Origin of the sequence: Solibacillus sp. FSL R5-0449 (assembly GCF_037975215.1) — a bacterium.
GTDB lineage: Bacteria > Bacillota > Bacilli > Bacillales_A > Planococcaceae > Solibacillus.
In genome coordinates this window covers 1,501,769-1,524,403 of sequence record NZ_CP150239.1, presented here as the reverse complement: position 1 = coordinate 1,524,403, position 22,635 = coordinate 1,501,769, and the positions used below count along the sequence as shown (strand labels likewise).

General features: G+C 38.7%; 25 protein-coding genes and 1 pseudogene. 6 read left to right on the top strand and 20 right to left on the bottom strand.

The window, feature by feature from the left end:
* Window positions 1-7 precede the first annotated feature (7 nt).
* Together MKY27_RS07375 and MKY27_RS07370 are read right to left on the bottom strand one after the other, a co-directional pair.
* Window positions 8-679, bottom strand: a complete 672-nt coding sequence (locus MKY27_RS07375) for a reverse transcriptase-like protein (RefSeq protein WP_339199080.1) — start codon at window positions 677-679, stop codon at window positions 8-10.
* Window positions 663-1,091 (bottom strand): ATPase, encoded by a 429-nt coding sequence (locus MKY27_RS07370; RefSeq protein ID WP_339199079.1) that lies wholly within the window; start codon window positions 1,089-1,091, stop codon window positions 663-665. Before MKY27_RS07370 ends, MKY27_RS07375 begins: the two co-directional genes overlap by 17 nt.
* A gap of 88 nt (window positions 1,092-1,179) precedes the next feature.
* Between MKY27_RS07370 and pgeF the strand changes: the two genes are divergently transcribed.
* Window positions 1,180-1,941, top strand: a complete 762-nt coding sequence (gene pgeF, locus MKY27_RS07365; protein WP_339199077.1) for a peptidoglycan editing factor PgeF — start codon at window positions 1,180-1,182, stop codon at window positions 1,939-1,941.
* Window positions 1,942-2,025: 84 nt separating this feature from the next.
* Here the strand turns inward: pgeF and MKY27_RS07360 are convergent, their stop codons facing one another.
* The 9 genes from MKY27_RS07360 to MKY27_RS07320 form a co-directional block, all read right to left on the bottom strand.
* The gene (locus tag MKY27_RS07360) at window positions 2,026-2,421 is read right to left on the bottom strand and encodes a VOC family protein (protein WP_339199074.1); all 396 of its coding nucleotides are present in this window, start codon (window positions 2,419-2,421) and stop codon (window positions 2,026-2,028) included.
* 304 nt (window positions 2,422-2,725) lie between these two features.
* Entirely contained in the window at window positions 2,726-3,532 is an 807-nt protein-coding gene (locus MKY27_RS07355) for an aldo/keto reductase (protein WP_339199071.1), read from the bottom strand.
* Between the two features lie 120 nt (window positions 3,533-3,652).
* Window positions 3,653-4,288 (bottom strand): hypothetical protein, encoded by a 636-nt coding sequence (locus MKY27_RS07350; RefSeq protein ID WP_339199069.1) that lies wholly within the window; start codon window positions 4,286-4,288, stop codon window positions 3,653-3,655.
* Window positions 4,289-4,478: 190 nt separating this feature from the next.
* Complete coding sequence (locus MKY27_RS07345; protein WP_339199066.1) at window positions 4,479-5,477, bottom strand: NAD(P)/FAD-dependent oxidoreductase; 999 nt, start codon at window positions 5,475-5,477, stop codon at window positions 4,479-4,481.
* 199 nt (window positions 5,478-5,676) lie between these two features.
* Window positions 5,677-8,070, bottom strand: coding sequence for a heavy metal translocating P-type ATPase (locus tag MKY27_RS07340; protein WP_339199063.1), 2,394 nt, complete (start codon window positions 8,068-8,070; stop codon window positions 5,677-5,679).
* Window positions 8,071-8,163: 93 nt separating this feature from the next.
* Window positions 8,164-8,370: a copper chaperone CopZ gene (gene copZ / locus MKY27_RS07335; protein ID WP_251688345.1), complete on the bottom strand. Its 207-nt coding sequence runs from the start codon at window positions 8,368-8,370 to the stop codon at window positions 8,164-8,166.
* 13 nt (window positions 8,371-8,383) lie between these two features.
* Window positions 8,384-8,710, bottom strand: a complete 327-nt coding sequence (locus MKY27_RS07330; RefSeq protein WP_339199060.1) for a metal-sensing transcriptional repressor — start codon at window positions 8,708-8,710, stop codon at window positions 8,384-8,386.
* Between the two features lie 102 nt (window positions 8,711-8,812).
* Complete coding sequence (locus MKY27_RS07325) at window positions 8,813-9,598, bottom strand: class I SAM-dependent methyltransferase (RefSeq protein ID WP_339199057.1); 786 nt, start codon at window positions 9,596-9,598, stop codon at window positions 8,813-8,815.
* On the bottom strand, window positions 9,586-10,020 hold the full coding sequence (locus MKY27_RS07320) for a BrxA/BrxB family bacilliredoxin (protein ID WP_339176193.1): 435 nt from the start codon (window positions 10,018-10,020) through the stop codon (window positions 9,586-9,588). Before MKY27_RS07320 ends, MKY27_RS07325 begins: the two co-directional genes overlap by 13 nt.
* A 316-nt stretch (window positions 10,021-10,336) precedes the next feature.
* Here MKY27_RS07320 and MKY27_RS07315 point away from each other — a divergent pair, with 316 nt between their 5' ends.
* Window positions 10,337-10,501 (top strand): aspartyl-phosphate phosphatase Spo0E family protein, encoded by a 165-nt coding sequence (locus MKY27_RS07315; RefSeq protein WP_339199054.1) that lies wholly within the window; start codon window positions 10,337-10,339, stop codon window positions 10,499-10,501.
* Between the two features lie 309 nt (window positions 10,502-10,810).
* On the opposite strand, the gene MKY27_RS07310 is transcribed toward MKY27_RS07315, so the two are convergent.
* Window positions 10,811-10,942, bottom strand: a complete 132-nt coding sequence (locus MKY27_RS07310) for a hypothetical protein (protein ID WP_339176191.1) — start codon at window positions 10,940-10,942, stop codon at window positions 10,811-10,813.
* Between the two features lie 103 nt (window positions 10,943-11,045).
* The gene (locus MKY27_RS07305) at window positions 11,046-11,270 is read right to left on the bottom strand and encodes a transcriptional regulator (protein ID WP_339199051.1); all 225 of its coding nucleotides are present in this window, start codon (window positions 11,268-11,270) and stop codon (window positions 11,046-11,048) included.
* A 294-nt stretch (window positions 11,271-11,564) separates the two neighbouring features.
* Between MKY27_RS07305 and MKY27_RS07300 the strand changes: the two genes are divergently transcribed.
* Entirely contained in the window at window positions 11,565-12,098 is a 534-nt protein-coding gene (locus MKY27_RS07300) for a GNAT family N-acetyltransferase (RefSeq protein ID WP_339199048.1), read from the top strand.
* Between the two features lie 354 nt (window positions 12,099-12,452).
* Here MKY27_RS07300 and MKY27_RS07295 read toward each other — a convergent pair whose 3' ends face one another.
* Window positions 12,453-13,997, bottom strand: a complete 1,545-nt coding sequence (locus MKY27_RS07295; RefSeq protein ID WP_339199047.1) for an S-layer homology domain-containing protein — start codon at window positions 13,995-13,997, stop codon at window positions 12,453-12,455.
* 457 nt (window positions 13,998-14,454) lie between these two features.
* Here MKY27_RS07295 and MKY27_RS07290 point away from each other — a divergent pair, with 457 nt between their 5' ends.
* Window positions 14,455-15,192 carry a hypothetical protein gene (locus MKY27_RS07290; RefSeq protein WP_339199045.1) on the top strand — a complete coding sequence of 246 codons (738 nt, stop codon included), beginning with the start codon at window positions 14,455-14,457 and terminating at the stop codon, window positions 15,190-15,192.
* Between the two features lie 117 nt (window positions 15,193-15,309).
* Here MKY27_RS07290 and MKY27_RS07285 read toward each other — a convergent pair whose 3' ends face one another.
* The 5 genes from MKY27_RS07285 to MKY27_RS07265 form a co-directional block, all read right to left on the bottom strand.
* Window positions 15,310-15,618 (bottom strand): monooxygenase, encoded by a 309-nt coding sequence (locus MKY27_RS07285; protein ID WP_339199043.1) that lies wholly within the window; start codon window positions 15,616-15,618, stop codon window positions 15,310-15,312.
* A 69-nt stretch (window positions 15,619-15,687) separates the two neighbouring features.
* Window positions 15,688-17,628, bottom strand: coding sequence for a translation factor GTPase family protein (locus MKY27_RS07280; RefSeq protein ID WP_339199042.1), 1,941 nt, complete (start codon window positions 17,626-17,628; stop codon window positions 15,688-15,690).
* A 186-nt stretch (window positions 17,629-17,814) separates the two neighbouring features.
* Window positions 17,815-18,720: a cation diffusion facilitator family transporter gene (locus tag MKY27_RS07275; RefSeq protein ID WP_339199040.1), complete on the bottom strand. Its 906-nt coding sequence runs from the start codon at window positions 18,718-18,720 to the stop codon at window positions 17,815-17,817.
* A 179-nt stretch (window positions 18,721-18,899) separates the two neighbouring features.
* Window positions 18,900-19,634, bottom strand: a complete 735-nt coding sequence (locus tag MKY27_RS07270) for a metallophosphoesterase family protein (protein WP_339199038.1) — start codon at window positions 19,632-19,634, stop codon at window positions 18,900-18,902.
* A gap of 36 nt (window positions 19,635-19,670) precedes the next feature.
* Window positions 19,671-20,207 (bottom strand): histidine phosphatase family protein, encoded by a 537-nt coding sequence (locus tag MKY27_RS07265; RefSeq protein WP_339199036.1) that lies wholly within the window; start codon window positions 20,205-20,207, stop codon window positions 19,671-19,673.
* A 174-nt stretch (window positions 20,208-20,381) separates the two neighbouring features.
* On the opposite strand from MKY27_RS07265, the pseudogene MKY27_RS07260 reads away from it, so the two are divergent.
* Together MKY27_RS07260 and MKY27_RS07255 are read left to right on the top strand one after the other, a co-directional pair.
* A pseudogene (locus MKY27_RS07260) lies at window positions 20,382-20,585 on the top strand (GntP family permease); the annotation flags it as partial.
* Window positions 20,586-20,708: 123 nt separating this feature from the next.
* A complete protein-coding gene (locus MKY27_RS07255) occupies window positions 20,709-21,476 on the top strand; it encodes a 3-hydroxybutyrate dehydrogenase (protein WP_339199034.1) in 768 nt (255 codons plus the stop codon).
* A 160-nt stretch (window positions 21,477-21,636) separates the two neighbouring features.
* On the opposite strand, the gene MKY27_RS07250 is transcribed toward MKY27_RS07255, so the two are convergent.
* Window positions 21,637-22,524, bottom strand: a complete 888-nt coding sequence (locus tag MKY27_RS07250) for an alpha/beta hydrolase (RefSeq protein WP_339199032.1) — start codon at window positions 22,522-22,524, stop codon at window positions 21,637-21,639.
* Between the last annotated feature and the right edge of the window lie 111 nt (window positions 22,525-22,635).

The following is a 22,635-nucleotide window of genomic DNA, read 5'->3' as shown; positions in this document are numbered from 1 at the left end:
CCTTCATCTATCTTTTCTTACTTTTTCGTATATCAATATCCGCGTATATTTCGACTTCCTGTAGTGCCTGATTCGCTAGCTGATCCGCCTCACCATTTAGTTTGCGGTCGATATATTGATACTCCGGTCGGAGCCCAATCTTTTGCAACTTCGCATCGATTTTATCCGCCCATGTGGAGAGAACGCTATCGGTTACTGCCCATTCACCGTTCATTTCATTAATGACGACTTGGGAATCGCCGTAAATCTTAATTTTTTGATGATGGACACCCATTTCTTCAAGCTGTTCAACTGCAAGATTTAATGCTGCATATTCCGCTTCATTGTTTGATGTCAAATACTCCGCCAGCTGGTTCGTCCGCAAGCGATAGTTTTTCCCATTCTGTTTATAATAGACGACAATTCCTAAACCGGCCAGCTTTTCTTCTCTATTAAATCCGCCATCAAAGTACACTTCGACTTCGCTAGGTTCTGTTTCAAGAGATTTCAAATATTTTTTCAGCTCTTTCAATGTCCATGTACTGTCATGTTCATCAGTCATTACGATGTTTTTTGTACGTCCTGTATTTTCCATATCCAGTACAAGCGTATAGGCATGTGCTGCCGGAATTGCCTCACTTCGCCATGTAATTTCCTGCTTCGACTTTGTCATGTATTGCCATTCAATCGTCAATTCCAATAGGCTCTCCCCTTCCATTTGTCGCTTGCTGCAAATCTTCCTTATAAAACCAGTTAATACACAATGTACTAACCATTATACCTACTATTAACGGTGGTGATACAAAAAATAAGAATTTCTCACTGCCAATAGGTGCTTTCATAAAGTATCCGAATACGACTGGCTGCAGAAAACAAAAAACAAAGCTTGTTAAGTAAAGTGCCCGTTTACTGTAATTTTTACGCATGATGTACAGGACATAATACCAGGGAATCACGACAAAAAAATAAATCGGCAAAACATAAATGATAATGGACGCGGCCGTTCCGAATGTGAACATATGATTCACATAAGGCAATGAAAATGCGATAAAGGCAATGACCGCCATGACATAAGGTAAAAAACCTGTTAAAATGATTTGCCAACTCTTCATCACATTCCCCCTATTTTTCATCATTATACCAAACACCATTTGCCTATACAAAATTTGCTTTTACGGGTATAGTACAGGGGGTGATAAAATGAAGATAAAATTTTATGAAAATAATGAAAAACGCGTATTAGGCATAACATTAAAAGATCCTGCATTTCCCGAGAACAATAATATGGCACTCCATGTCTGCAAAAACGAAGCGGATATTATCGAAAACCGCCAACAGCTTGCCTCACTGCTGCAAACGGAGTTAACCGATTTTGTATGCGCCAATCAAACACATAGCGCCAACTTCTTCCGTGTGGAAAAATCCGAAATCGGCAAAGGAGCTATCGACAATGCATCCGCTGTTCCCGAGACCGATGCACTGTATACGTATGAACCGAATGTCGTGATCTCCAGCTTTACCGCAGATTGTGTACCGGTTTTATTTTATAGTGAAAAAACAAATGTTATTGGGGCCGTTCATTCCGGGTGGCAAGGGACGATTAAGGAAATTACATTGAAGCTGCTGCAGCATTTACAGCAAGAAGAAAATTGTGATTTAAGTGATGTGAAAGTAATGATCGGACCTGCAATCAGCCAGGAAAAATTCGAAGTGGATGCCGATGTGCAGGAAAAATTCAAAGCACTCGGATATGCGGACGAATTTATGTACTGGAATAATGAAACGAATAAATTCCATATCGATAACCAATTGACTGTGAAGAAGCAGTGCTTGCTTGCAGGTGTGCCGGAAGAGAATATTACGATTGACCGGATGTGCACATTTATGGACGATGATGGATTTTCCCACCGACAGGACCGTTCAACAGGCAGACATTTGAGCTTTATTATGCGCAAGGAATAGATTCTTTTGTATAGCACATGTGAAAAAGGAACACCTATAATCCATTAGGCGTTCCTTTTTCATTTATGGCGTATAAATGAAAGGTCATGGAGCTACCAATTCAACCTTAATTCTATCAGGATCTTCAAAAAATACTGCATAATAATTTTCCCCGCCTGCATAGGGATGTTTATCCGTATAAAGGATTTTAACCCCCTTACTTTCCAACATTTTTGTCATAGCATCTACTTGTTGACGGGAATTTGCATGGAAAGCCAAATGGTTTAGACCAACGCGACTTCTATGGTAAGGGACATCCAAAAATCGTTCTTCCGCTTGCACGAATACGATATAGGTAGCTCCGAGTTTCCAACTATGTCCGCTTTCCCACGATTGAAAAGACTCATACCCCAGTTCCTCTAAAAACCAACCCCAAAAATTGATGGAACTTTTTAAATCCGAAACATACAGTTCAATATGATGTATCAGCCCTGTTGACAATGGACGCCTTCCTTTCTATTACTAAATAGTTTAATTTAATCGTAAGATCTTTTATCCGATCTTCTAGAATTCACCTGATATGTAACGCCATAAATGATATTGAAAGCAAAAGTAAGATTTATTGGATTCAGAATAATCCAAGCCTTGTCCACTTCAAATGCGATCAGTAATAAAATCCACATATTCCCTACGACGAAATATGCCACAATCATAGGCCAACTAAAAACTTTGTCCAGCATGGTACCCCCTATAAATAAAATCCTAGCGATATGATTCATATCACTAGGATAAATTAATTTAAAGATTACAGATTTTCAATTTTTCCAACATCTTCTGCAGTCAATTCGAAATCGAAAAGATCCAGATTAGCTGCTTGGTTTTCACGGTTGTGTGATTTCGGGATTACAACTACACCGCGTTCAATCTGGTATTTCAATAACACTTGGGCACCAGTTTTACCGTATGCTTTACCGATTTCCTCCAACACTTCATCTTGGTGTTGTTCTGTTTTCATCGGCCCCCACGCTACAGGTGTAATGCCCTCTTCTTGCAATGTCTCAAGTAATTCTTTGTTTTTTTCTATTAAGTTAATTTGTATTTGATTAACGGCCGGCTGCACTTTCGCGAATCCCTTCAAATCATTCAAATGATTTTTCTTAAAGTTCGAAACACCGATTGCTTTAAGTTTGCCCGCCTCATAATATTCTTCAAAAACTTCCCAAGTGTTTTTAAGCTGTTCTTTGTCTTCAATCGGAGCATGGATTAGAAGCAGGTCCAAATAGTCTGTTTTAAAGTTTTTTAGACTATTATCGATTGCTGCTCGCGTCTTTTCCTTTGAAGAAACATATTCTTCTCTCGCTGGAACTTTTGTCGTAATGAACAACTCTTCTCGAGGCACTGTGCTTTCTGCTAAAATCCCCCCAACAAGCGCTTCGTTTCGATAACTAATCGCTGCATCTATTGAACGGTATCCCAGTTCAAGTGCTTGCTCAAGTTCAGGAATATCATTTTTTAATTCACCGTTATAGTCTTTATTTACTTTCCCGTACGTATTTGTACCCGTACCAACAATCGGCATTTTTACTCCATTATTAAGCGTGATATATTCCATAGTTTAGGCACTCCCTTTGTATCTCTCATTATTTTTCCTGCTCACTCTATCATAACGAAAAAGGGAATTTTCAGAAAGTAATAGGTAGGGGTCAATACTGACATATTAGATTTCGATTCTTTATTGTTTATTTATAGAAATTTGATTAGTTTCCAGTCCTAACCGCTTTTTTAATTCTTCGGTTACAGTAAACGAAATAGTGGTTCCTGCTTTAACATCTTCGAATTTATAATGTATTGCCGTAACAACGGTGCCATCTGTAACAGAGGTTTCAGTCGGATTAGAATTCATTTTTAAATGGTCGATATAATTCCCGCTAATTTGTCCTTGAATAAAATTATCATTCGGCAAAACCGGATAGGCTGGTTGACTTTCTTTCAAAGAAACTTCAATCGTGTCTGATTGTAATTCTACGATGCCGTTTGACGGAACAGCCCCTCCGTTTATTTCTAAACGGTAATTCCATAATTGCAGTGCTAAATCTTTTAATTCGGTATCACTATAATCTTTAATAAGGTCATGGATCACTTGTTGATAATAATCAGCTTCTTCTTTTTTGTAGTTTAATTGCGTTTGCGTATTTTCTAAAGCTGCTTGTAATTCACCATTTTGAACTTTTAATTTGTCTGTTTCACCTTCGGAAGGCTGTGCAGAAGCATTTATTTTTTCAATAGTTACACTAGTATTTTCTCCTTTATTATTTGAACAGGCTACAAGAATTAACATCAAACTTAAGAATACTACTATTTTTTTCAACTATTAGACACCTCCTAAATATTTTCTAATTTTACCAAGTATAACTTTATAACAAAAATTATGTAACATATGCCGTGAATTATATGAAATAAGAAACAAAAAGAGAAGTAAATAAAAAATACCACTTCCCTTTAAGGAAATGGTACGCAGCATAGTAACTACTTTCAATTAACCGAAGAAAACCTATCAGCTATTTCTCTTTAAAAAGATCCGTGCTGTGCGGTACATGCTTTTTGGCTGTCGGGTCAATATACAACCGCGCTGCACTGATGGCAACCGGTGCTTCACCGAATCCCGTTGCAATCAGCTTCACTTTTCCATCATATGTTGTGACATCACCAACCGCATAGATTCCTTCGATATTGGTTTCCATTTTTGGGTTGACGATAATGGAATTTCTCTCGATTTCTAAACCCCATTCTTTAATCGGTCCTAAAGAGGATTTAAACCCATAGTTTACGATGATGTCGTCGACTTCAAGTGTTTCTTTATCTCCTTCTGCATTCCGGATCACAATTTGATGAATGCCATTTTCATCACCAACCAACGCATCCGGCATATAAGGGGTTTTGATTTCCACACTCGAATTGAACAGATTTTCTACACTGTGCTCATGCGCACGGAACTGATCTCGTCTATGCACAAGTGTAACTTTCTTAGCAATCGGCTCAAGCATAAGCGACCAATCAATGGCCGAATCGCCACCGCCGAAAATGACAACATTTTTATCTTTGAAATCACTGATATTATGGATGAAATAATGAAGGTTTTTGCCTTCGTAGTAATCGGCTCCTTCAACTTCCAACTTTCTCGGCTGGAAAGCACCAAGGCCTGCTGTAATGATGATTGTTTTTGTATAATGTATTTCTTTATTGGTTGTCAGTTTAAATGTGCCATCTTCCAACTTATCAATGGCTTCAGCACTTTGATCAGTTACGATTGCCTGATCAAAAGCCGACATTTGTTCCTTCAGATTATTGACAAGTTCCTGTGCACGGATTTTAGGAAATCCTGCGATATCATAAATATATTTTTCCGGATAAAGTGCTGCAAGCTGCCCGCCTAATTGTGGCAGACTTTCAATTAACTTCACTTCAAGCTGGCGCATGCCACCGTAGAATGCCGTAAACATTCCAGCAGGACCTCCACCGATAATCGTGACATCATATAACTTTGAATCTTCCATCATATTATTGTCCCCAATCATTTTAAGAAATTAGAGTGCTATTATTTTCATACGAATTAACACTTCCATTGTACGTTTCCACTACAATAATTTTTAAAACACATGTTGTAATTCTATATTGGAATATTCTTAGCGAATTTAAACTTCGATTTTAATTGTCATCCTTGCTCAGTATGATTCTTTATCCACAATACCGGTTGTTTTACAATTTCACACGCTGCAGTCGTAATGCATTCAACACAACCGATACGGAACTGAATGCCATTGCAGCACCTGCTACCCAGGGAGCAAGGAAACCGAGCGCGGCAATTGGAATGCCGATAACATTATAGGCAAATGCCCAAAACAGGTTTTGTTTAATATTTGTCATCGTTTTACGGCTCATTAATATCGCATCGGCAATACTGTTCAGATCCCCGCGAATTAATGTAATGTCCGCCGCTTCCATCGCTACATCCGTACCCGTACCGATTGCCATCCCGATATTGGCTACCGCAAGTGCCGGTGCATCATTAATACCGTCACCAACCATCGCAACATTTCGTCCTTGTTGTTTCAAGTTTTCGATTTGCTGTGCCTTTTGTTCCGGCAGTACTTCTGCAATGACTTCATCAATGCCGACTTCCGCTGCAATTGCTTTGGCAGTACGCTCATTATCCCCTGTAAGCATAATGACTTTCAGACCAAGCGCGTGCAGACGTTTTACCGCTTCAGCAGATGTTTCTTTTACCGTATCCGCCACAGCAATGATTGCTGCAAATTCTTTATTGATCGCAACAAGCATCGCCGTCTTCCCTTGCTGTTCCAATGAAATCAGTTGCTGTTCAACCGATTCATCGATACTAATTTGTTGATCTCGCATCAGCTTTCTCGTACCAACAGCAACTTCTAAATCATCCACTTGAGCTTCAATACCAAGCCCAGGAAGTGCCTGGAAGCCGGAAACAGCCGAAAGCGAAAGTCCACGCTTCAACACTCCTTCAACAATTGCTTCCGCCAATGGATGCTCGGACTGTTTTTCTGCTGATGCAACAATGCGAAGTACATCCTTCTCATCAAAATCATTAAACAGGACTACATCTGTTAATACCGGCTTCCCGTTAGTTACAGTACCTGTTTTATCTACTACAATCGTATCGACAAAACCAGTCTGTTCAAGGTGTTCCCCGCCTTTAAATAAAATACCAAACTGTGCCGCACGTCCTGAACCCGCCATAATCGACGTTGGTGTCGCCAAGCCAAGCGCACATGGGCATGCGATGACAAGTACTGCAATTGTCGCCTCAAATGCCTGAATGAATTCTCCTCCGATCAGCCACCACAACATGAACGTCACAACGGCAATTCCTACTACTATCGGTACAAATATATTAGAAATCTTATCGGCAAGACGCTGAATCGGTGCTTTGGAACCTTGTGCCGACTCGACGATTTTAATAATTTGGGACAATGCTGTTTCACTGCCAACTTTCAATGCCTTCATTTCCAGTGCACCATTTTTATTCAGTGTGGCACCATAAACGAAACTTCCGATGTTTTTTTCCACCGGCAAACTTTCGCCTGTCAGCATCGATTCATCCACCGCAGAAGTTCCGGAAACGACTTCCCCATCGACTGGAATCTTTTCACCCGGCTTGACGCGGACAATATCATTGATGCGCACTTCTTCAAGTGGTACCGCCTGTTCAACGCCATCACGGATGACAAGCGCTGATTTCGCCTGCATGCCCATCAATTGTTTGATCGCCTGCGAAGACTTGCCTTTTGCACGTGCTTCAAACAGTTTCCCTAATAAAATCAGTGTAATGAGCACCGCGCTCGTTTCAAAATACAGGTGCGGCATATGGCCATTCGGATGTGCGAGCATTTGATAAATACTGTAAAAATAAGCCGCACTCGTTCCCATTACGACGAGCACATCCATATTTGCAGCACCACTGCGTAATGATTTATATGCCCCTACGTAGAATTGCCAGCCAATAATAAATTGAACAGGTGTTGCTAATACTAGCTGTACCCAAGGATTCATCAGAATGTCTGGTACATATAAAAAGCTCGTAAATGAAAAATGGGCAACCATCGTCCATAACAGCGGCAATGATAAAATTGCTGCGGAGATGAATTTAATCGTTTGCCGTTGAATCGCTTTTTCGCGATGATCAACCGGATTTCCTTCAACGACGGGCTGTGCGCCGTACCCAATCTTTTCGATCCGTGCAATAATATCGGATACCGAAACTTGCGAAGGGTTAAATTCGACCGTCGCTTTTTCCAATGCCAGATTCACATTTGCCGAAGCAATTCCATCCATTTTTCCGAGTACTTTTTCAATTCTTGCCGAACACGCCGCACACGTCATTCCATCGATTGTGAAGTCCGCTTTCTCTTTAACGACATCATAACCGAGTGCCTGAATCTTTTGCACGATATCGTGTGCTTTAATAACCGTTTCATCATATTGAATCGCCGCTTTTTCAACCGCTAGATTGACGTTCGCCGACTCAACTCCATCCATACGGTTCAGCCCTTTTTCAATCCTTGCCGAACATGCTGCACACGTCATACCTGTTACCTGCAATGTCAGTTCTTTTGTCATTTTCTCACCTCTTTATACCTCAAGGGGGTATAAAATTTTCTAAAAAGAGAGGTTCTCTATAGAAGAGAACCTGAATCATTTGAAAACCTCAAATTAAACAACGTCATAACCTTGTTCATCAATTGTTTCTTTGATTTGCTCAACAGTAACGGCATCTTCGTTATACGCAACTGATACCTTTTTCTCGGCAAGATCAACTTTTACTTCCTGTACACCAGCTAACGCGCCTACGCTCGTTTCTACAGATTTCACACAATGACCACAAGACATCCCATTAACATTTAACGTTACATTTACCATACTTGAACACTCCCTATTTTTTCATCATTTTTTGAATAGTTACGACAAGCTCGTCCAAAACTTCCGTATCGCCTTCATTCAGACGATCTACGACACAGCCCTTTAAATGACCTTCAAGCAAAATTTTCGCGACACTGTTTAAAGCAGATTGGGTTGCCGATAATTGTGTAATGATATCATCACAATACACGTCTTTATCAATCATACCTTTAATTCCGCGTATTTGCCCTTCGATACGATTCAATCGCGTCGTTAAATCTTTTTTTATCGGTTCAGGATGATGACTTTTACGACAGCTTTCTTCATGTATTTCCAAATGACTATCGCTTTCATGAATCATTCAATCAATCCCCCTTACTTGAATTCACATTATCATACCTGCAAGGGGTATGTAAAGCATTAAGAAAAAACGTTGAAGTTCTTTAAAAGAACCCCAACGTTATTATTTTTCATACACACCATAATGGAACTTAGCTGTTAATCGTACATCCCGCTCAAACTGGTATTTTTCAAACCAGTCCGATTTATAATGTGCCTTTAACACGACACGGTTTTTGGCCACACGCTTTGCCTCGGCCACCCATTCATCCGTTAAAGTCAAATGCTTACCGGCATAGCGCAGCGCTTCAAAGTTCGTTGATTCTTCAATGACTTCCTCGAACATCGGATCCATGTAGACGACATTAAAGCTGTCATCTTCTTGTTTTTTTAAATAGTCCAGCGCATTTGAATGAATGACTTCGATATTACGCATTGATGCAGTTAATGGAAGTTCAGTCGTATCATACGTTTGCATTCCTGTTTTTACAATAAACGACACATTTTTATCTGCTTCTACACCGATCACTTTACCTTTTTCACCTACAACATAGGCAGCCAATAAGCTATCAGCACCGATCCCAAGGGTACAATCCAAAAATGTATCCCCTTCCTGCAATGCACAAGCAGAAAGTAATGGTTCATCTTCACCCCGGGCGACACGTTTCAGACGAAATGCGGCTGAGTTCGGATGAAAAAAGAAAGGCGCCTCGGTACCTTTCGCATAGTATTCAAAACGATTTTTTCCCGCAACAATGACATTGGCATCATACACTTCTGAAAGCTTACGAACCGAACGTTTTTGGCGCGGAACAATTCTTGCCTGCAATTCCCGACTTGCAAATTCAGCTAACTGAAGCGATTGCTCGTCCGGTCTGCCTGCAGTTGTGACGATTGTTACTCGGCACATACTTGTTTTAACACATCTGATAAATGATCACGGATTTGTTCCATTGGATGACCTTCGATTTGATCACGTGGAATGAAGTACGCTAATTGGCCATCTTTTAATATTGCCATTGATGGCGAGCTTGGCGGTACTTCATCAAAGTATCCACGCATTGCTGCAGTCGCTTCCGGGTCTTGACCAGCAAATACTGTTACAAGCTGATCCGGTTTTACATCTGCTACCGCTTCACGAGCAGCTGGACGGGCAAGACCTGCCGCACAACCACAAACTGAATTGATTACAACTAAAGCCGTTCCTTTAGTTTCAGCCATAAATTCGTGTACGCTATCTGCTGTTGTTAATTGTGTAAAGCCTGCACCCTCAAGTTCCGTACGCATTGGCTGTGTTACTTGACGCATATATTCATCATAAGCATTTGTCATTTTCATTACCTCTTTCTGTTATATGTATTCACATCGCTCATTATATCAATCATAGGACAAGTTGTACAAAAATTGGATTTCAATGAATTACTTACAACTATAAGTTTCTCTCAAAAAAATCATACCTGTTAAGTTTAGTCAAATATATCGCTTTCTATTTATGTATAAAAATTTAATATTTTACAAATTATTGAATTTTATAATTTTAGCATGTTTCGACATATATCTCTTCCGAAATAAGATAGGATGAAACAGTTGTCATTTTATTTCAACAAAAGTTTAAACCTACCAACTACTACTGAAGGGAAATTTATCGATGAAATTTTTACTGTTTAAAAAGCTATTAAAAATACGAATTGAGACTAAAAGAAAATTGATGTACAAAAAAGCAAAAGATTTAGGATTCACTCATCCGGAAGTCGTGAATTGCAGTCAGGAACTGGATGAATTACTTAATAAATATTCGGATATTGCAGCTTAATTAAAATGAAGGATTACATATTGTTTCGCTTCTAAATATTTTGAGTTAATATCGATTTATTAATTGCACATAGTTTATTGAATATCAATAAACTATGTGTTTTTCTTTATCATTACTTTGCTTATATTTATATTATGTATCTCTCTTCAAAAAGAAAACCAATTTGCGAAATAAAATTTTATGAACACTTTACTAATCTACCGTTTTCTATATGTATGAATTGAAATTTACTCAACACAAAATCATTTAAAATAGTGTTCCTATAGGTAAAAAAATAGCCCTCCACAAATCGAATGTGGAGGGCTTTATTTATTTTGTTTTAACATATTCTGAAATTCCCTTTCTAATTAAATACATACGTTTTAATTTATTTAATCTAGGATTACTTTTCACAATATTTTCAAAAAAGTTTGTTGCCCCCATTCTTTTTAAAGCTTTCATCCGTATTCACCTCCCTATCTGTAATATAACATAAATAGTCAGAATATTCCATAAAATAATCAAATAAATGATAATTTTTTTTATTTAATAAGATTACATATATTCAAGCTTGTAATTCTCTCGCTTTTCTATTTACCGGATGTACCGCCAAAATATTATCTACAATAAAATTTCGTTTTGCATGACGGGTAAAGCAATACGCTTGCACATGATCACCTGAAATTTTAATTAGTTTGATTCGACGCTTTGTTATTGACTGATCTTTGGCGATATACACAATATCCAATATTTGATGGTGTTGCATCGCCTTTCTTAATTGTTCCTTCATCCATTACACCTCGCTCTTCTACATTATAGAACAAGTGTTCTGTTTTTACAATTATCAAAATTACCCATTTAATGAAAGTTCACTGCCAATATTTTGATTAAAAGTACAAAAATAAATGCCGGATAAATGGATTTCACAATGCCTCTTCTTACGGTTAACTGGTTAACTCACCTTAGTTTTAAAGGATTGTTTGATCCAGAGCAGTCTAAACTATCCAAAAGCTCATTGTAATAACATAATGTTCCCTATTATGTTAAAATAATAAAATTCGAACATGAGAAGGCAGGTCCACCGATGAATATTTACCCCTATGAAAAGAAATATGCAGCGCAAATTGCGACATTGCTCAATGATTTTTTACCATTTGAACCAGAAACGTCCGATACTGTTGATCAGGCTGGTGGCATCCGTTATATTGCGGTTAATGAACAGGATGAAGTTGTCGGTTATATCGCAGGTTATGAAATATTGGATTTCAACAAGGAGTTCCCTTACTTTCATGAAGAACTGCAGCCGTTAAAGAAACTGGTCGCATCAGGCATCAGTTATTATACAAGCCATTTTGTCGTTCATCCAAACGAACGTAAAAAAGGAATTGGTACAAAGCTTGTACGCGCTTACCTAGAAGCCGCACAACTGATTGCAAAAACAATTGTTACAGTTGGATGGGTACAATCCGATACAAACCGCTGGGCAGCAGAGCGACAATTTGCAGCACAGGGCTTTGAACCTTTTATTTACATGCCGCGCTATTTCGAGCCGTATCAAGTCGATTGCCCAAGCTGTAAAGGGCTGTGTTATTGCGATGCACATATTTTTGTAAAGTAACTGCTGACTTTATCAGAGTTCCTAAAAATGAATGTAACAAAAAGTATATAGAAAAGCAGGAACGTTGAATTACCAATGTTCCTGCTTTTCTCAAACTTCGAATTTATTTTGTGCTACTTTTAACTGCAAAAAACTTAATAAACAAAGGTAATAGGAAGATAAGTAACACAATTAAAAATAACCGATCAGACATGATTCTCCAAAAGGCTGTGTTAATAATATAAAGTGTAAGGAGTATTACATATTATCATATGCTCTTTTACTAAACAGAATAGGTTTCTTCAGATAAATCATTAAAAATAAACCTAGCATTAGCGGTTTATATATTTAGCGTTGTTCAAGCTCGAATCGATTTCATGCGTCAGAGTCTGCTCTGAAAGAAGACGGTTGGATATGAACATTCACAATGGAGCCGATTCGCTGCACATCTACAAAAAGAGAAATTTCGTATTCAACATTTGATTCACAAAATGTTTCATAGCACAATTTGTCGATTACTATATTGTTAAACCCAATATGGAACGTACCTTCTTCATGCCCGATAGCTTGCACACGATACAAGTTAGTACCTGGATCTCTAATGACTGTAGCTATCTTTTCTATATCTTTTCTTAATGGTGTATGCTTGCCTATGTTGTATTGTTGTCCCATATCAAATAGATCAGAAGTTTGTTCTTTCACAACCCTCACTTGATAGTAAAAGCTACTATTGTTCGGTTTCACTTCAATTCCGTACCGTACTTGTACTCCCCCGACCATAAGAACAGTAGCAATATACTGACCGGGTTGTTCTATATTGATACAAATATCGTAACCATCATTACATTTTTCGAACTTCACATTTTCAGACAACTTTTTTCCATCCATTGTTGTAAGTGATACGTTTTGAACAGATTCAAACGATACTTCACGTGATTTACTTATTTCCTTCCCTAACCAGTATATCCTTAAATCATTCCATAGCGGTAAAGCCGCTTCTCTCGGCAGAGAATCATCGGTTTCTTCCAGCGTCAGCTTCAGCTCGCCATTTTCTTTTTTACTATGTACATAATATTTTTGAGAAACTTGCTTGTTTGCCTTTTCACCAACGACCACGAGTGTACTCTTTCCTTCTTTCAACGGGAATAACTGGACCTTATCTCCCGTGTAACCGGTTGATAGATTTTTCCCGCTCACTACGATTCCTTCAAAAACACCTGCGTTTATCTCATTCGCTCCAACATTAAAAATTCGATCCCAATTTAAGTCGTTCGCCTTTAATGTCAGCATAGACAGTTTTGCTTCTTCAGATGCTTTCAACAATTTGGCTGCTTGTCCTCTCGTGATGAAAGCATTGGGGCTAAACTTGTCAGCCGATGTACCTCCCGTGATGCCAAGTTTATAGATAATATAAATATTAGTGCTATGTGAATTGGCATAATAGTCAACATCTTTGAAAGGTTTTTTACTTTCATCGAAACTATAGCGTGGCAGATCGAACGCTTTGACAAGTATTGATGCCATCTGTCCGCGTTTGATTGGATCATTTGGCCCATAACGCCCATCGCCATAACCGTTGATGATACCTTCTTCTGTCATGGCTGCAATTGCTTTATAGTAATTATTCGCAGTTGAAACATCTTGAAAGCCTGGATTTTTTACGTTTGAAGTATCCAAGTTGATCATTTTCGCGATAATTGCGGCAGCCTGTCCTCTTGTAATGGTATTTCCTGGTTTGAATGTACCATCTGGATACCCTCCGATAATATTACGTTCTGCCAAATCATTAACCGCTTCGGCAAAGTACTTTGATGAGGGCACATCTGAGAATTGCTTTGTGCTCGCAGCAAACGTCCCCGATAAAGACAGGTTACACACAAAAAATAGTATGCCTAATACAGTAAAAAGTGTATTCTTCATTTTCTTTCTTCCTCTCTTTTCCTTTAATAGATTTGATTGAATTAAAAAAATTATTTGCTTTTGCAACTAGGAATTGTCGAGATTTCATACTAATCGTTCCCATAGTTTTTAATTTCACTTAACGCTGTGCTGGACACCTACTAGCGATAAGTCGTAACGTGGGCATTCTAATTCAATTCTTCTAAAATCTCTACCAATCAGTAGTGCGCTGTACTGACGGTAAAAATGGAAATTAGTTTCACATTATTTCTCTAAAAAATTTTTAAGATTGAAGTATAGATAGATATTTAATTAAACGTGCCTATCATAGTCCAACTTTTCAAACAAAAAATAGAAAATCAAAGTGTTATTTTATTTTAAGTCTTTTAAATCTGTACAAAAGCAACTCTAATTGTTGAAAAAAATTACTAAAACATAATTAAGCATCAATAGCGCAAAATAATTTCGAGGTGTTTAAATGGTAACTGCCAAAAGGATTTTATTTATTATTTGTGTAGTGATTTTTAATATAAGTATTGCTCCATTTTGCAAAGCAGAAGAATTAAATGAAGCTAAGAGTTTAGAGGAAAAAATTGAAGACCTTAAAGAAAAATTAAAAGAAGCTGAAAATCGTCTTCAAAATCTTGAACCTTCCAAACCTGAAAATATTTCTGATCCTCCTTGGAAAGAGCAACCTTTCCCTTCAAATATAGTCCAAATTTCAGAAGTGATGAAAAATGGAACTAAAATTCCTTTTGAAGTGATAGTAAATAAACCTGATTATAAAAGACCTGCATATGAGGAACACTGGTATAGCAAGACAGGAAGATGGAGTTATATTCCAAGTAGAGTCCATTATGCCCTACATCGATTATTTACAAATTATGATATTGGAATCTCTGGTTGGTATGATTTCGAACACAACCTCGGCTTATCTATCCCCATGTTTCAAAATGAAAATGATTTGGACCTTTATATTGTTGCATTTCAAACTGAAATTACCGATGTTTATACTTTAGGTAATCAGGTCGTTGTTGTCGGTCATCCAAAAAGAACTGGTGTTCAGGTTATTACAGTTAAAACCGGAGCAATAAACCCACTTAATAAAAAGGAATCTTTACTTGTACAATTAGCAACTCAATCCGGGGATGAAATTGATTATTCTTTAATTCCTTATATGCCTCCTGACTTTTGGTCAAAGCAAAAGAAAAACTAAATGAGCGTAAGCGTAAAAAAAAGACAAAAAACTCTCTTGCATAAAGAGTCTTTTGTCTTTTAGTATTAGTCAGAGCTATTCCGACCTTATTTTCTATTGTTAATTCTGTCCCTTTATTTATCCATTAACCGGACCATTGTTAATCTTCGTTAATGACTCGTTCACTGCAAAAATTTTGCTGTTGATGGCTGTTATACCAAAGCCATTGAGACGCTTTGAATGCATTTCCAAGTAAGCTGCAGCAGTTTCCTTTGTTTCAAACAAGTAAATACCACCCGCTTCACCAGCTTCCGCATCCTCTGTCCAAATTTTCCAAAGCATGCCTTCTTCTTCATTAATACTTTCTGCCAATCCTTTAAACCCTACAGCCATTTCTTCGCTGAATGGACCGTCCATTTTGAAATCTACTTGTAAAATATATGCCATTAGAAGTGCCTCCTTTTTTCTATACACTCTAGCTTATTTCTTTATTGTCCTGCAAAATCCTTCTCTTCGTTATTCAATTTCCTGCACTTCACAATGCATCGCGTCTTTTGCTTCATGCCAAGGGACACTGTAACCCTTCCCTTTTGCACAGAAAATGCTCGAAGAACTATATTCCGGATCGGCGTTTTTATTGTAGCCAATTTGTTCAATGATGTCTTCACTGTTATGGCATACATCATAGCCATCAAATTGCAGTGTTAACGCGCCTTTCCCGTTTGTATAAGCGGCAAATTGAGTGGAATAATCCATAAAGGTTGCTACAGGAGCCCGCCCGTATAATGTCACGGTGTCTTCTGTTAAAATCGGCGCCTCGAATGTACCGCTTGCCTGTTGGATATCGGACATCATCCGGCCGATATGGTCGTTTGACGCTTTCAACTTAAATCGGTAATAAGGCTCCAACAGTACATTTCCCACTTGTTCAAGCCCTTGCCGCAATGCTCGAAACGATGCTTCCCGAAAGTCCCCGCCTTCTGTGTGCTTGTTATGTGCACGTCCAGTTAGTAGCGTAAAATGAATATCCGTTACCGGAAAACCTGTAAGCAATCCGTGATGGTCCCGCTCAAATAGATGCTTTTCTATTAACCGCTGATATCCGACAGTTAAGTCATCAGTATGGCATTCGTTCGAGAATGTGTTGCCTGCACCACGCGTGTTCGGTTCCATTTTCAGATGCACTTCCGCATAATGCTTTAGCGGTTCAAAATGGCCATAACCGACAGTAGGGGCAGCGATCGTTTCTTTATAAAGAATTTGCGGTTTGCCGAATTGCACGTCAATTCCGAAGCGGTCCTTCACAAGTTCCGTTAATACTTCGAGCTGAATCGTCCCCATAACATGAACCGATATCTCCTGGAATTTCTCATTCCATACAACCCGTAAACTCGGCTCCTCCGCTTCAATTTCACGGAAAATCCGGTGAAGTTCTTTAATATGTAATTCACCTTCGTACATTACTTTCGCCTGCAATGTCGGGACCATTTCAAATTGGGCAGGGTTTGCTTCATTAGCGCCAATTACATCACCAATAATCGGCGTCGTCAGTCCCTTCACCGCAAAAATATCACCTGCCTGCACTTGCTGAACCGTCGTAAAACTGTTGCCATTATATAGCCGGATTTCCGTTACCTTTTCGGCCGTTTCACCGAATGTAAATTCATCACGCACCTTTAAAACACCCGATAAAGCTTTCATAAATGTGAGGCGCTGCTGATTGTCATGGCGAATTTTATAAACTTTCCCTTCAAATGATCCGTTCGCATCGAATGTTGTTTCTGTCAGTTTCGCAACCGTTTCGAAAAACTCCAGTACCCCCTCATCTTTCAGAGCTGAACCCGACATACAAACAAATGCCTGTTCCTGATGAATCATCTGCTTCAGCTTTGCGGTACAATCGTCCTCCGTTAAATCGTCAATGAAGTACTTTTCCATCAGCTGTTCATCACGTTCCGCAAGCCACTCTTTTACTGTAGTATCAATGCCAATGTTGTACAGGAGGGCATTTGGGGATAGGTCTTTTTTAATTGCACCCATTACTGCATCAACATCCGCTCCTTCACGATCTATTTTGTTAATGAAGATGAATGTCGGAACATGGTGTTCCCTCAGCAAATGCCAAACGGTTTCCGTATGCCCTTCAATTCCATCGACCGCACTGACAATGACAATGGCCGCATCCATCACATGAACCGCACGTTCCATTTCCGGTGCGAAATCGATATGACCCGGTGTATCGATCAGTGTGTACACTTGCCCGTTGTAATCGATCCGTCCCTGCTCCGCAAAAATCGTAATCCCGCGCTGACGTTCTATCGCATGATTATCTAAAAAAGCATCCTGGTGATCGACACGACCGCGCTTTTTAATCGCATTTGTATGATAAAGTAATTGTTCGCTAAATGTCGTTTTGCCAGAATCGACATGAGCGACTATCCCGATAGTAGTATGCAATAGTATTCCTCTTTCTTTTTTGTAAATTTTGAATCTATGTAAGTTGCTCTTGTTAAAGAACCTAACGTTGGTATAAAGCTTGCAAGTATTTACATTTTAACAGAAGATGTATGATTTTGATTCTTTCATAGAAAAAAGCCGTTCTCCTAATACATCGAGTAATAGGAGAACGGCTTGTCTATGTCATTAGAAATGAAAATCATCTTCGCAAATAACCATTTCTTTCGGGTCATACGGTTCAATATGAACAAGTGTTGTCGCATAAGGATTCAACTGCTTCACTTCATTTTCAATTTGCTCCGTAATGGCATGTGAATCACGTACATTGAGATTAGGATTTACACTTACTGTAATATCGACAAGAATTAAGCTGCCGTGCTGTCTGCCACGGACATCGGTAACGTCACGGACACGCGGAATTTTCGAAACACGTTCTTCAATCGAACTGATCAATTCCGTATCAAATCCGTCCGTTAACGAGAACACCGCTTCTTTAAAGATTTCGATCGCTGTTTTAATAATGATTAAACCGATAATAAAGGCGGTAATCGTATCGACGATCGGGAAACCTAATATCGCTGCGGTAATACCGATTGCTGTCCCGATACTGACAAAGGCATCAGAGCGGTTATCATAGGCTGCCGCTTTAACAGCAGAACTGTTAATTCTTTTTGAGAGGTTTAAATTATATTTATAAACTGCAAACATACCTGCTGCACTAAACACGGCAACAATAATTGTTAAGATGGAAGGATCCTGATCGATCGGATTAGCGATTTTTTCACCAGCCGATATAAGTACTTCGATCCCGACATAAATCATAATAAATGAAGCGACAAGTGATGCGATCGTTTCTGCACGAAAATGTCCGTATCGATGGTCATCATCAGGCGGACGCTGGGAAATTCTGAGCCCGATCAAAACGGCTACTGAAGCAATAATATCTGTTGTATTGTTTAATCCATCTGCCTTTAATGCTTCTGAATCTCCTAAATAGCCTGCTGCTAACTTAAGCGCGCTTAAAAATATGTAGGCAATAATCGATAAATAGGCACCTTTTTCGCCCGCTCGTAAATTTGTATATTGCTCCAAAATGTTTCCTCCCTGAAAAACTTCTTTAAACACGAAAGAGGTTACCCCGCACAAAATCGAACGGGATAACCTCTTTTACATATCGTTGATTGTAGTATACCAAAAAACCGGGAGAAAACATACATACAAGAAAAAATATTATACAATTATAACTTTATACTCAGTCTAAACGACACCTGTCAATTATCATAGTTTTCGGTTTTGTCCGAAGTAACGGCATATATATGAACGATTTGTCCATCTTCCGACAGAACGATGCCATTCAATTGACCTGTAAAATAACACCCGCCGTCTATTCCAATATATTTTTGGTCTTCACTAATCCAAACATCATTGCAATCATGGATGTGTTGTAATGGTGTATGGCCAAAAACATTGATATACGGTGTTTTATTTTCATTTTTATAATGCTGGCGAATCCATAAGAAATTTTCATCCTGCGTCTCATCAACGGTCGCGAAACTCGAATCAAACCCTGCATGCGTCAACAACAGATTTCCTGCGATTTCATATAATTTGCCGTTATTTAAAAAATCCAATTCCTTCGCAAACTTCTCTTTTACGACTTGCGCTTGTTCAATCGGGTCCAGTTCACTTACTTCGACCGGTAAATACTTTAAAAATGAAGCCATTGTTTCCCGACCGCCATATTTGTAATAAAAGGCGTGTTTTTGTCCAGGATTTTCGAGAAAATCCAGCAGCATCGCTTCATGATTCCCTTTGCAAAAAATAACCTGCTCCCCGTACTGCCGTTTTAAGTTCATTACTTTTTGCACGACCTCATAAGACCTTGGTCCCCGATCGATTAAATCACCAAGTAAAACAAGTGTATCCTTTTGATTCCAATATGTTAATAACTTTTCAAATGCTTTATATTGACCGTGGATATCACTAATAATGAAATAATTTTTCATATTGCACCTGCTTTTCTGCAACCTATTTTGCGCTTTTTACTGCCATATTCGGTTTACAACAGTTTGATTATTGCTAAACTCTATTTCAAAGACATCCGGATTTGACAGCTGCTTCCATTCTTCAAAACCAAAATCCGATTGAAAATGATTGAGTAGTAATGACATTATATTGCCGTGTGTAACAATCACCAATGACATATGAGTACTTTGTTTTAATTCTTCTACAACTTCATTAATGCGTTGTGCGGCTTCATTACTTGATTCCCCGCCCAGGAATTTTAAATCCTTGTCGATATAAGTTTGTTGTAACTTTTCATACCAGTCGGGAAGATTTACACTGCTTAATACCCTTTCTTTTAGACGATCATCTAATTTAAACGGAATATTATTTTGTAAAACAAAAGACTGTATTGTCTGAACTGCCCTTGTATAGGGGCTTGAAATGACTCGTTCTATATTTAAGTGCTGTAAAAAATTTGCTAAACGCTCGCTAGCTTCCTTGCCAGCCATAGTTAAACACGCATCCGGTGCCTGTCCCTCAGCTTCACAATGACGAATTACATACAGTTTCATAACTGAAATCTCCTTGCACTTCATGATAAGACTTACTACCACTACATTATGTATAGCCACTTCCTCTTATACAGTATAAACTAATACATACAAATAATAGAAGACGCGAGGTAACAAAAAATGGAAGATTGGATAAAAAATTTACTAAGTCCTGCAATTGAAATTATGGCGGCCAATATTCCACCTTAAGTTATGCACCGTGTCGTGGCAATGGCATCAGGAGGGATGGATACCCTTCCTCATAACGGCGCGGTCATCACCCTGCTGGCGGTAACAGGATTAACACATAAACAGTCTTATCGTAACATTTTTGCTATTACTATCATTAAAACATTGGCCGTATTTGTTATCATCGCTCTTTATACATTCTTTGGATAGTTTAATAGGCTGGTAGTTATGAAATGGGTTGCTTCAAATACCGAAAGTTTTCATTAGTGCTTTGACAATCAAAATTAAACGGAGCCAGCTCTTTTGGCTCCTAATCTAGGAGGCGTTTTTTGGGTGGTACAAAATAAAGTGTTATTCATTACAGGTGCAGCACAAGGTATAGGATTTGAAATAGCAAAAGATTTTTATACTAAAGGTGCTTTTGTCGTGCTGACCGATATAAATGAAGAAAAAGTGAAAGCAGCAGCGAGCACGCTTGGTGAAAGAGCTGCTGGATTAAAATGCGATGTTACAAAAGAAGAAGAAATTATAGCTGCAATAAATGAAACGATTCAAAAATTTGAGCGGATTGACATACTTATAAACAATGCGGGCATGCAACATGTAGCAATGTTAGAAGATTTTCCTACAGAACGATTCGAACTACTAATAAAAATTATGTTAACGGCTCCATTTGTATTAACCAAACATGTATTACCACATATGAGAAAACAAAAATTTGGTCGTATTATTAATATGTCATCCATAAATGGACTCGTTGGATTTGCAGGAAAAGCCGCATACAATTCGGCTAAACATGGGGTTATCGGGTTAACAAAAGTCGCGGCACTTGAAACGGCATCAGATGGCATTACAGTTAACGCAATTTGCCCGGGATACGTAGATACACCACTTGTTCGAAACCAATTGCAAGACTTGGCAACAACACGCAATATTCCTCTCGAAAATGTATTGGAAGAAGTAATCTATCCACTCGTTCCCCAAAAACGATTACTTGATGTAAAGGAAATTTCTAATCTTGCTTTATTTATTTCAAGCGAGGATGCAAAAGGAATGACTGGTCAGGCTGTCGTATTAGATGGTGGGTACACAGTACAATAATTAAAAACAGGTGTGATGAAATTTAAAATTTTCAACACACCTGTTTTCTGTTAGTTCAATGCACTTTTCCCTTACAAACTACTGTTAATTTGGCCGACAAATCTCCACCAATCACTTGCTTGTGTCGGATAATATACTATTTATGCATTGTTCATTCGGGTTAATTCTTTATGATATTGAGCAGTTGTTTCATAGCTTTCTTTGCTTCCGGAATCGGAAATACCGGAAAAACATGATTCATTCTCGGGTATTCGAAGTAATCGATTGTTACGCCTTGTTCTTTTGCTTTATCGAGCAGCATAGCTGCATCGACAAGCAGCAGTTCACCAGTTCCGACAAAAGCGGTAATTTGACCGATGTCTTTCAGTTCCCCATAGACAGGACTTATTTTGTAGTCGGTTAACTCCAATCCGTCCGCCCATAACCTACCCAGCTCCTGTGCACCGAGCACACCTAGCATCGGGTCCAGTTTTTCAAGTTCTTTATAGCGCGGATCTTCACCGCGGACATCGAGCCATGCGGAATGTAGAACAATATGCTGTGGCTGTTTTTTTGAGAACCTCTTTACATCCTGCGCCAGCGCCAATGCCAGTCCACCGCCTGCTGAATCCCCCATAAAAATAAACGGCGCATCATATTTTAAAACGAGCTGATCATATAAATCATGAATGGCAGTAAAGCACTCTTTATGTGTATGTTTAGGCAGCTTCGGATAAATCGGCACGACAATCGTGAAGTTTGATTCCTGTGCAAGCTTCACTAAATAGCGCCAATGAAAAATCAGTGGATCATTAATATAGGCACCACCATGGAAATAATAAATGACCTTTTCCGGTGTTTGCTGTTCATTGATCGTGTAATAGTTCATGCCATTCAGTTCGTCTTTTTGGATTTGGTGCTGCTCTTTGAATTTAGCATCCAGTTCATACGGTCTTTCATTATGTTTCATTGCAATAAAATCATCGAGCAGGCGTAAATCCATAAATTTCTTTTTCGTTCCGCGCAGCACTAAAAACTTCTCAAACAATACACTTTGCACACTTCGCATACAATGCCTCCCTTTATCTCACACCAAATTTAACATTTTCCCTTTGTTATCAATTCGCCTAAAATCGATTGATCCCCTTCTCAACGGAAAAACGTTACCCTTATGCATATG

What these genes read in the sequence shown, in the direction of transcription:
- MKY27_RS07340 (WP_339199063.1), bottom strand. Translation starts at nt 8,070, where the DNA reads ATGACAAAAGAACTGACATTGCAGGTAACAGGTATGACGTGTGCAGCA.
- MKY27_RS07370 (WP_339199079.1), bottom strand. Translation starts at nt 1,091, where the DNA reads ATGAAGAGTTGGCAAATCATTTTAACAGGTTTTTTACCTTATGTCATG.
- MKY27_RS07345 (WP_339199066.1), bottom strand. Translation starts at nt 5,477, where the DNA reads ATGATGGAAGATTCAAAGTTATATGATGTCACGATTATCGGTGGAGGT.
- MKY27_RS07290 (WP_339199045.1), top strand. Translation starts at nt 14,455, where the DNA reads ATGGTAACTGCCAAAAGGATTTTATTTATTATTTGTGTAGTGATTTTT.
- MKY27_RS07330 (WP_339199060.1), bottom strand. Translation starts at nt 8,710, where the DNA reads ATGATTCATGAAAGCGATAGTCATTTGGAAATACATGAAGAAAGCTGT.
- MKY27_RS07285 (WP_339199043.1), bottom strand. Translation starts at nt 15,618, where the DNA reads ATGGCATATATTTTACAAGTAGATTTCAAAATGGACGGTCCATTCAGC.
- MKY27_RS07270 (WP_339199038.1), bottom strand. Translation starts at nt 19,634, where the DNA reads ATGAAAAATTATTTCATTATTAGTGATATCCACGGTCAATATAAAGCA.
- MKY27_RS07320 (WP_339176193.1), bottom strand. Translation starts at nt 10,020, where the DNA reads ATGACAAATGCTTATGATGAATATATGCGTCAAGTAACACAGCCAATG.
- MKY27_RS07250 (WP_339199032.1), bottom strand. Translation starts at nt 22,524, where the DNA reads ATGCGAAGTGTGCAAAGTGTATTGTTTGAGAAGTTTTTAGTGCTGCGC.
- MKY27_RS07305 (WP_339199051.1), bottom strand. Translation starts at nt 11,270, where the DNA reads ATGAAGGAACAATTAAGAAAGGCGATGCAACACCATCAAATATTGGAT.
- MKY27_RS07325 (WP_339199057.1), bottom strand. Translation starts at nt 9,598, where the DNA reads ATGTGCCGAGTAACAATCGTCACAACTGCAGGCAGACCGGACGAGCAA.
- MKY27_RS07355 (WP_339199071.1), bottom strand. Translation starts at nt 3,532, where the DNA reads ATGGAATATATCACGCTTAATAATGGAGTAAAAATGCCGATTGTTGGT.
- MKY27_RS07295 (WP_339199047.1), bottom strand. Translation starts at nt 13,997, where the DNA reads ATGAAGAATACACTTTTTACTGTATTAGGCATACTATTTTTTGTGTGT.
- copZ (WP_251688345.1), bottom strand. Translation starts at nt 8,370, where the DNA reads ATGGTAAATGTAACGTTAAATGTTAATGGGATGTCTTGTGGTCATTGT.
- MKY27_RS07300 (WP_339199048.1), top strand. Translation starts at nt 11,565, where the DNA reads ATGAATATTTACCCCTATGAAAAGAAATATGCAGCGCAAATTGCGACA.
- pgeF (WP_339199077.1), top strand. Translation starts at nt 1,180, where the DNA reads ATGAAGATAAAATTTTATGAAAATAATGAAAAACGCGTATTAGGCATA.
- MKY27_RS07265 (WP_339199036.1), bottom strand. Translation starts at nt 20,207, where the DNA reads ATGAAACTGTATGTAATTCGTCATTGTGAAGCTGAGGGACAGGCACCG.
- MKY27_RS07315 (WP_339199054.1), top strand. Translation starts at nt 10,337, where the DNA reads ATGAAATTTTTACTGTTTAAAAAGCTATTAAAAATACGAATTGAGACT.
- MKY27_RS07310 (WP_339176191.1), bottom strand. Translation starts at nt 10,942, where the DNA reads ATGAAAGCTTTAAAAAGAATGGGGGCAACAAACTTTTTTGAAAATATT.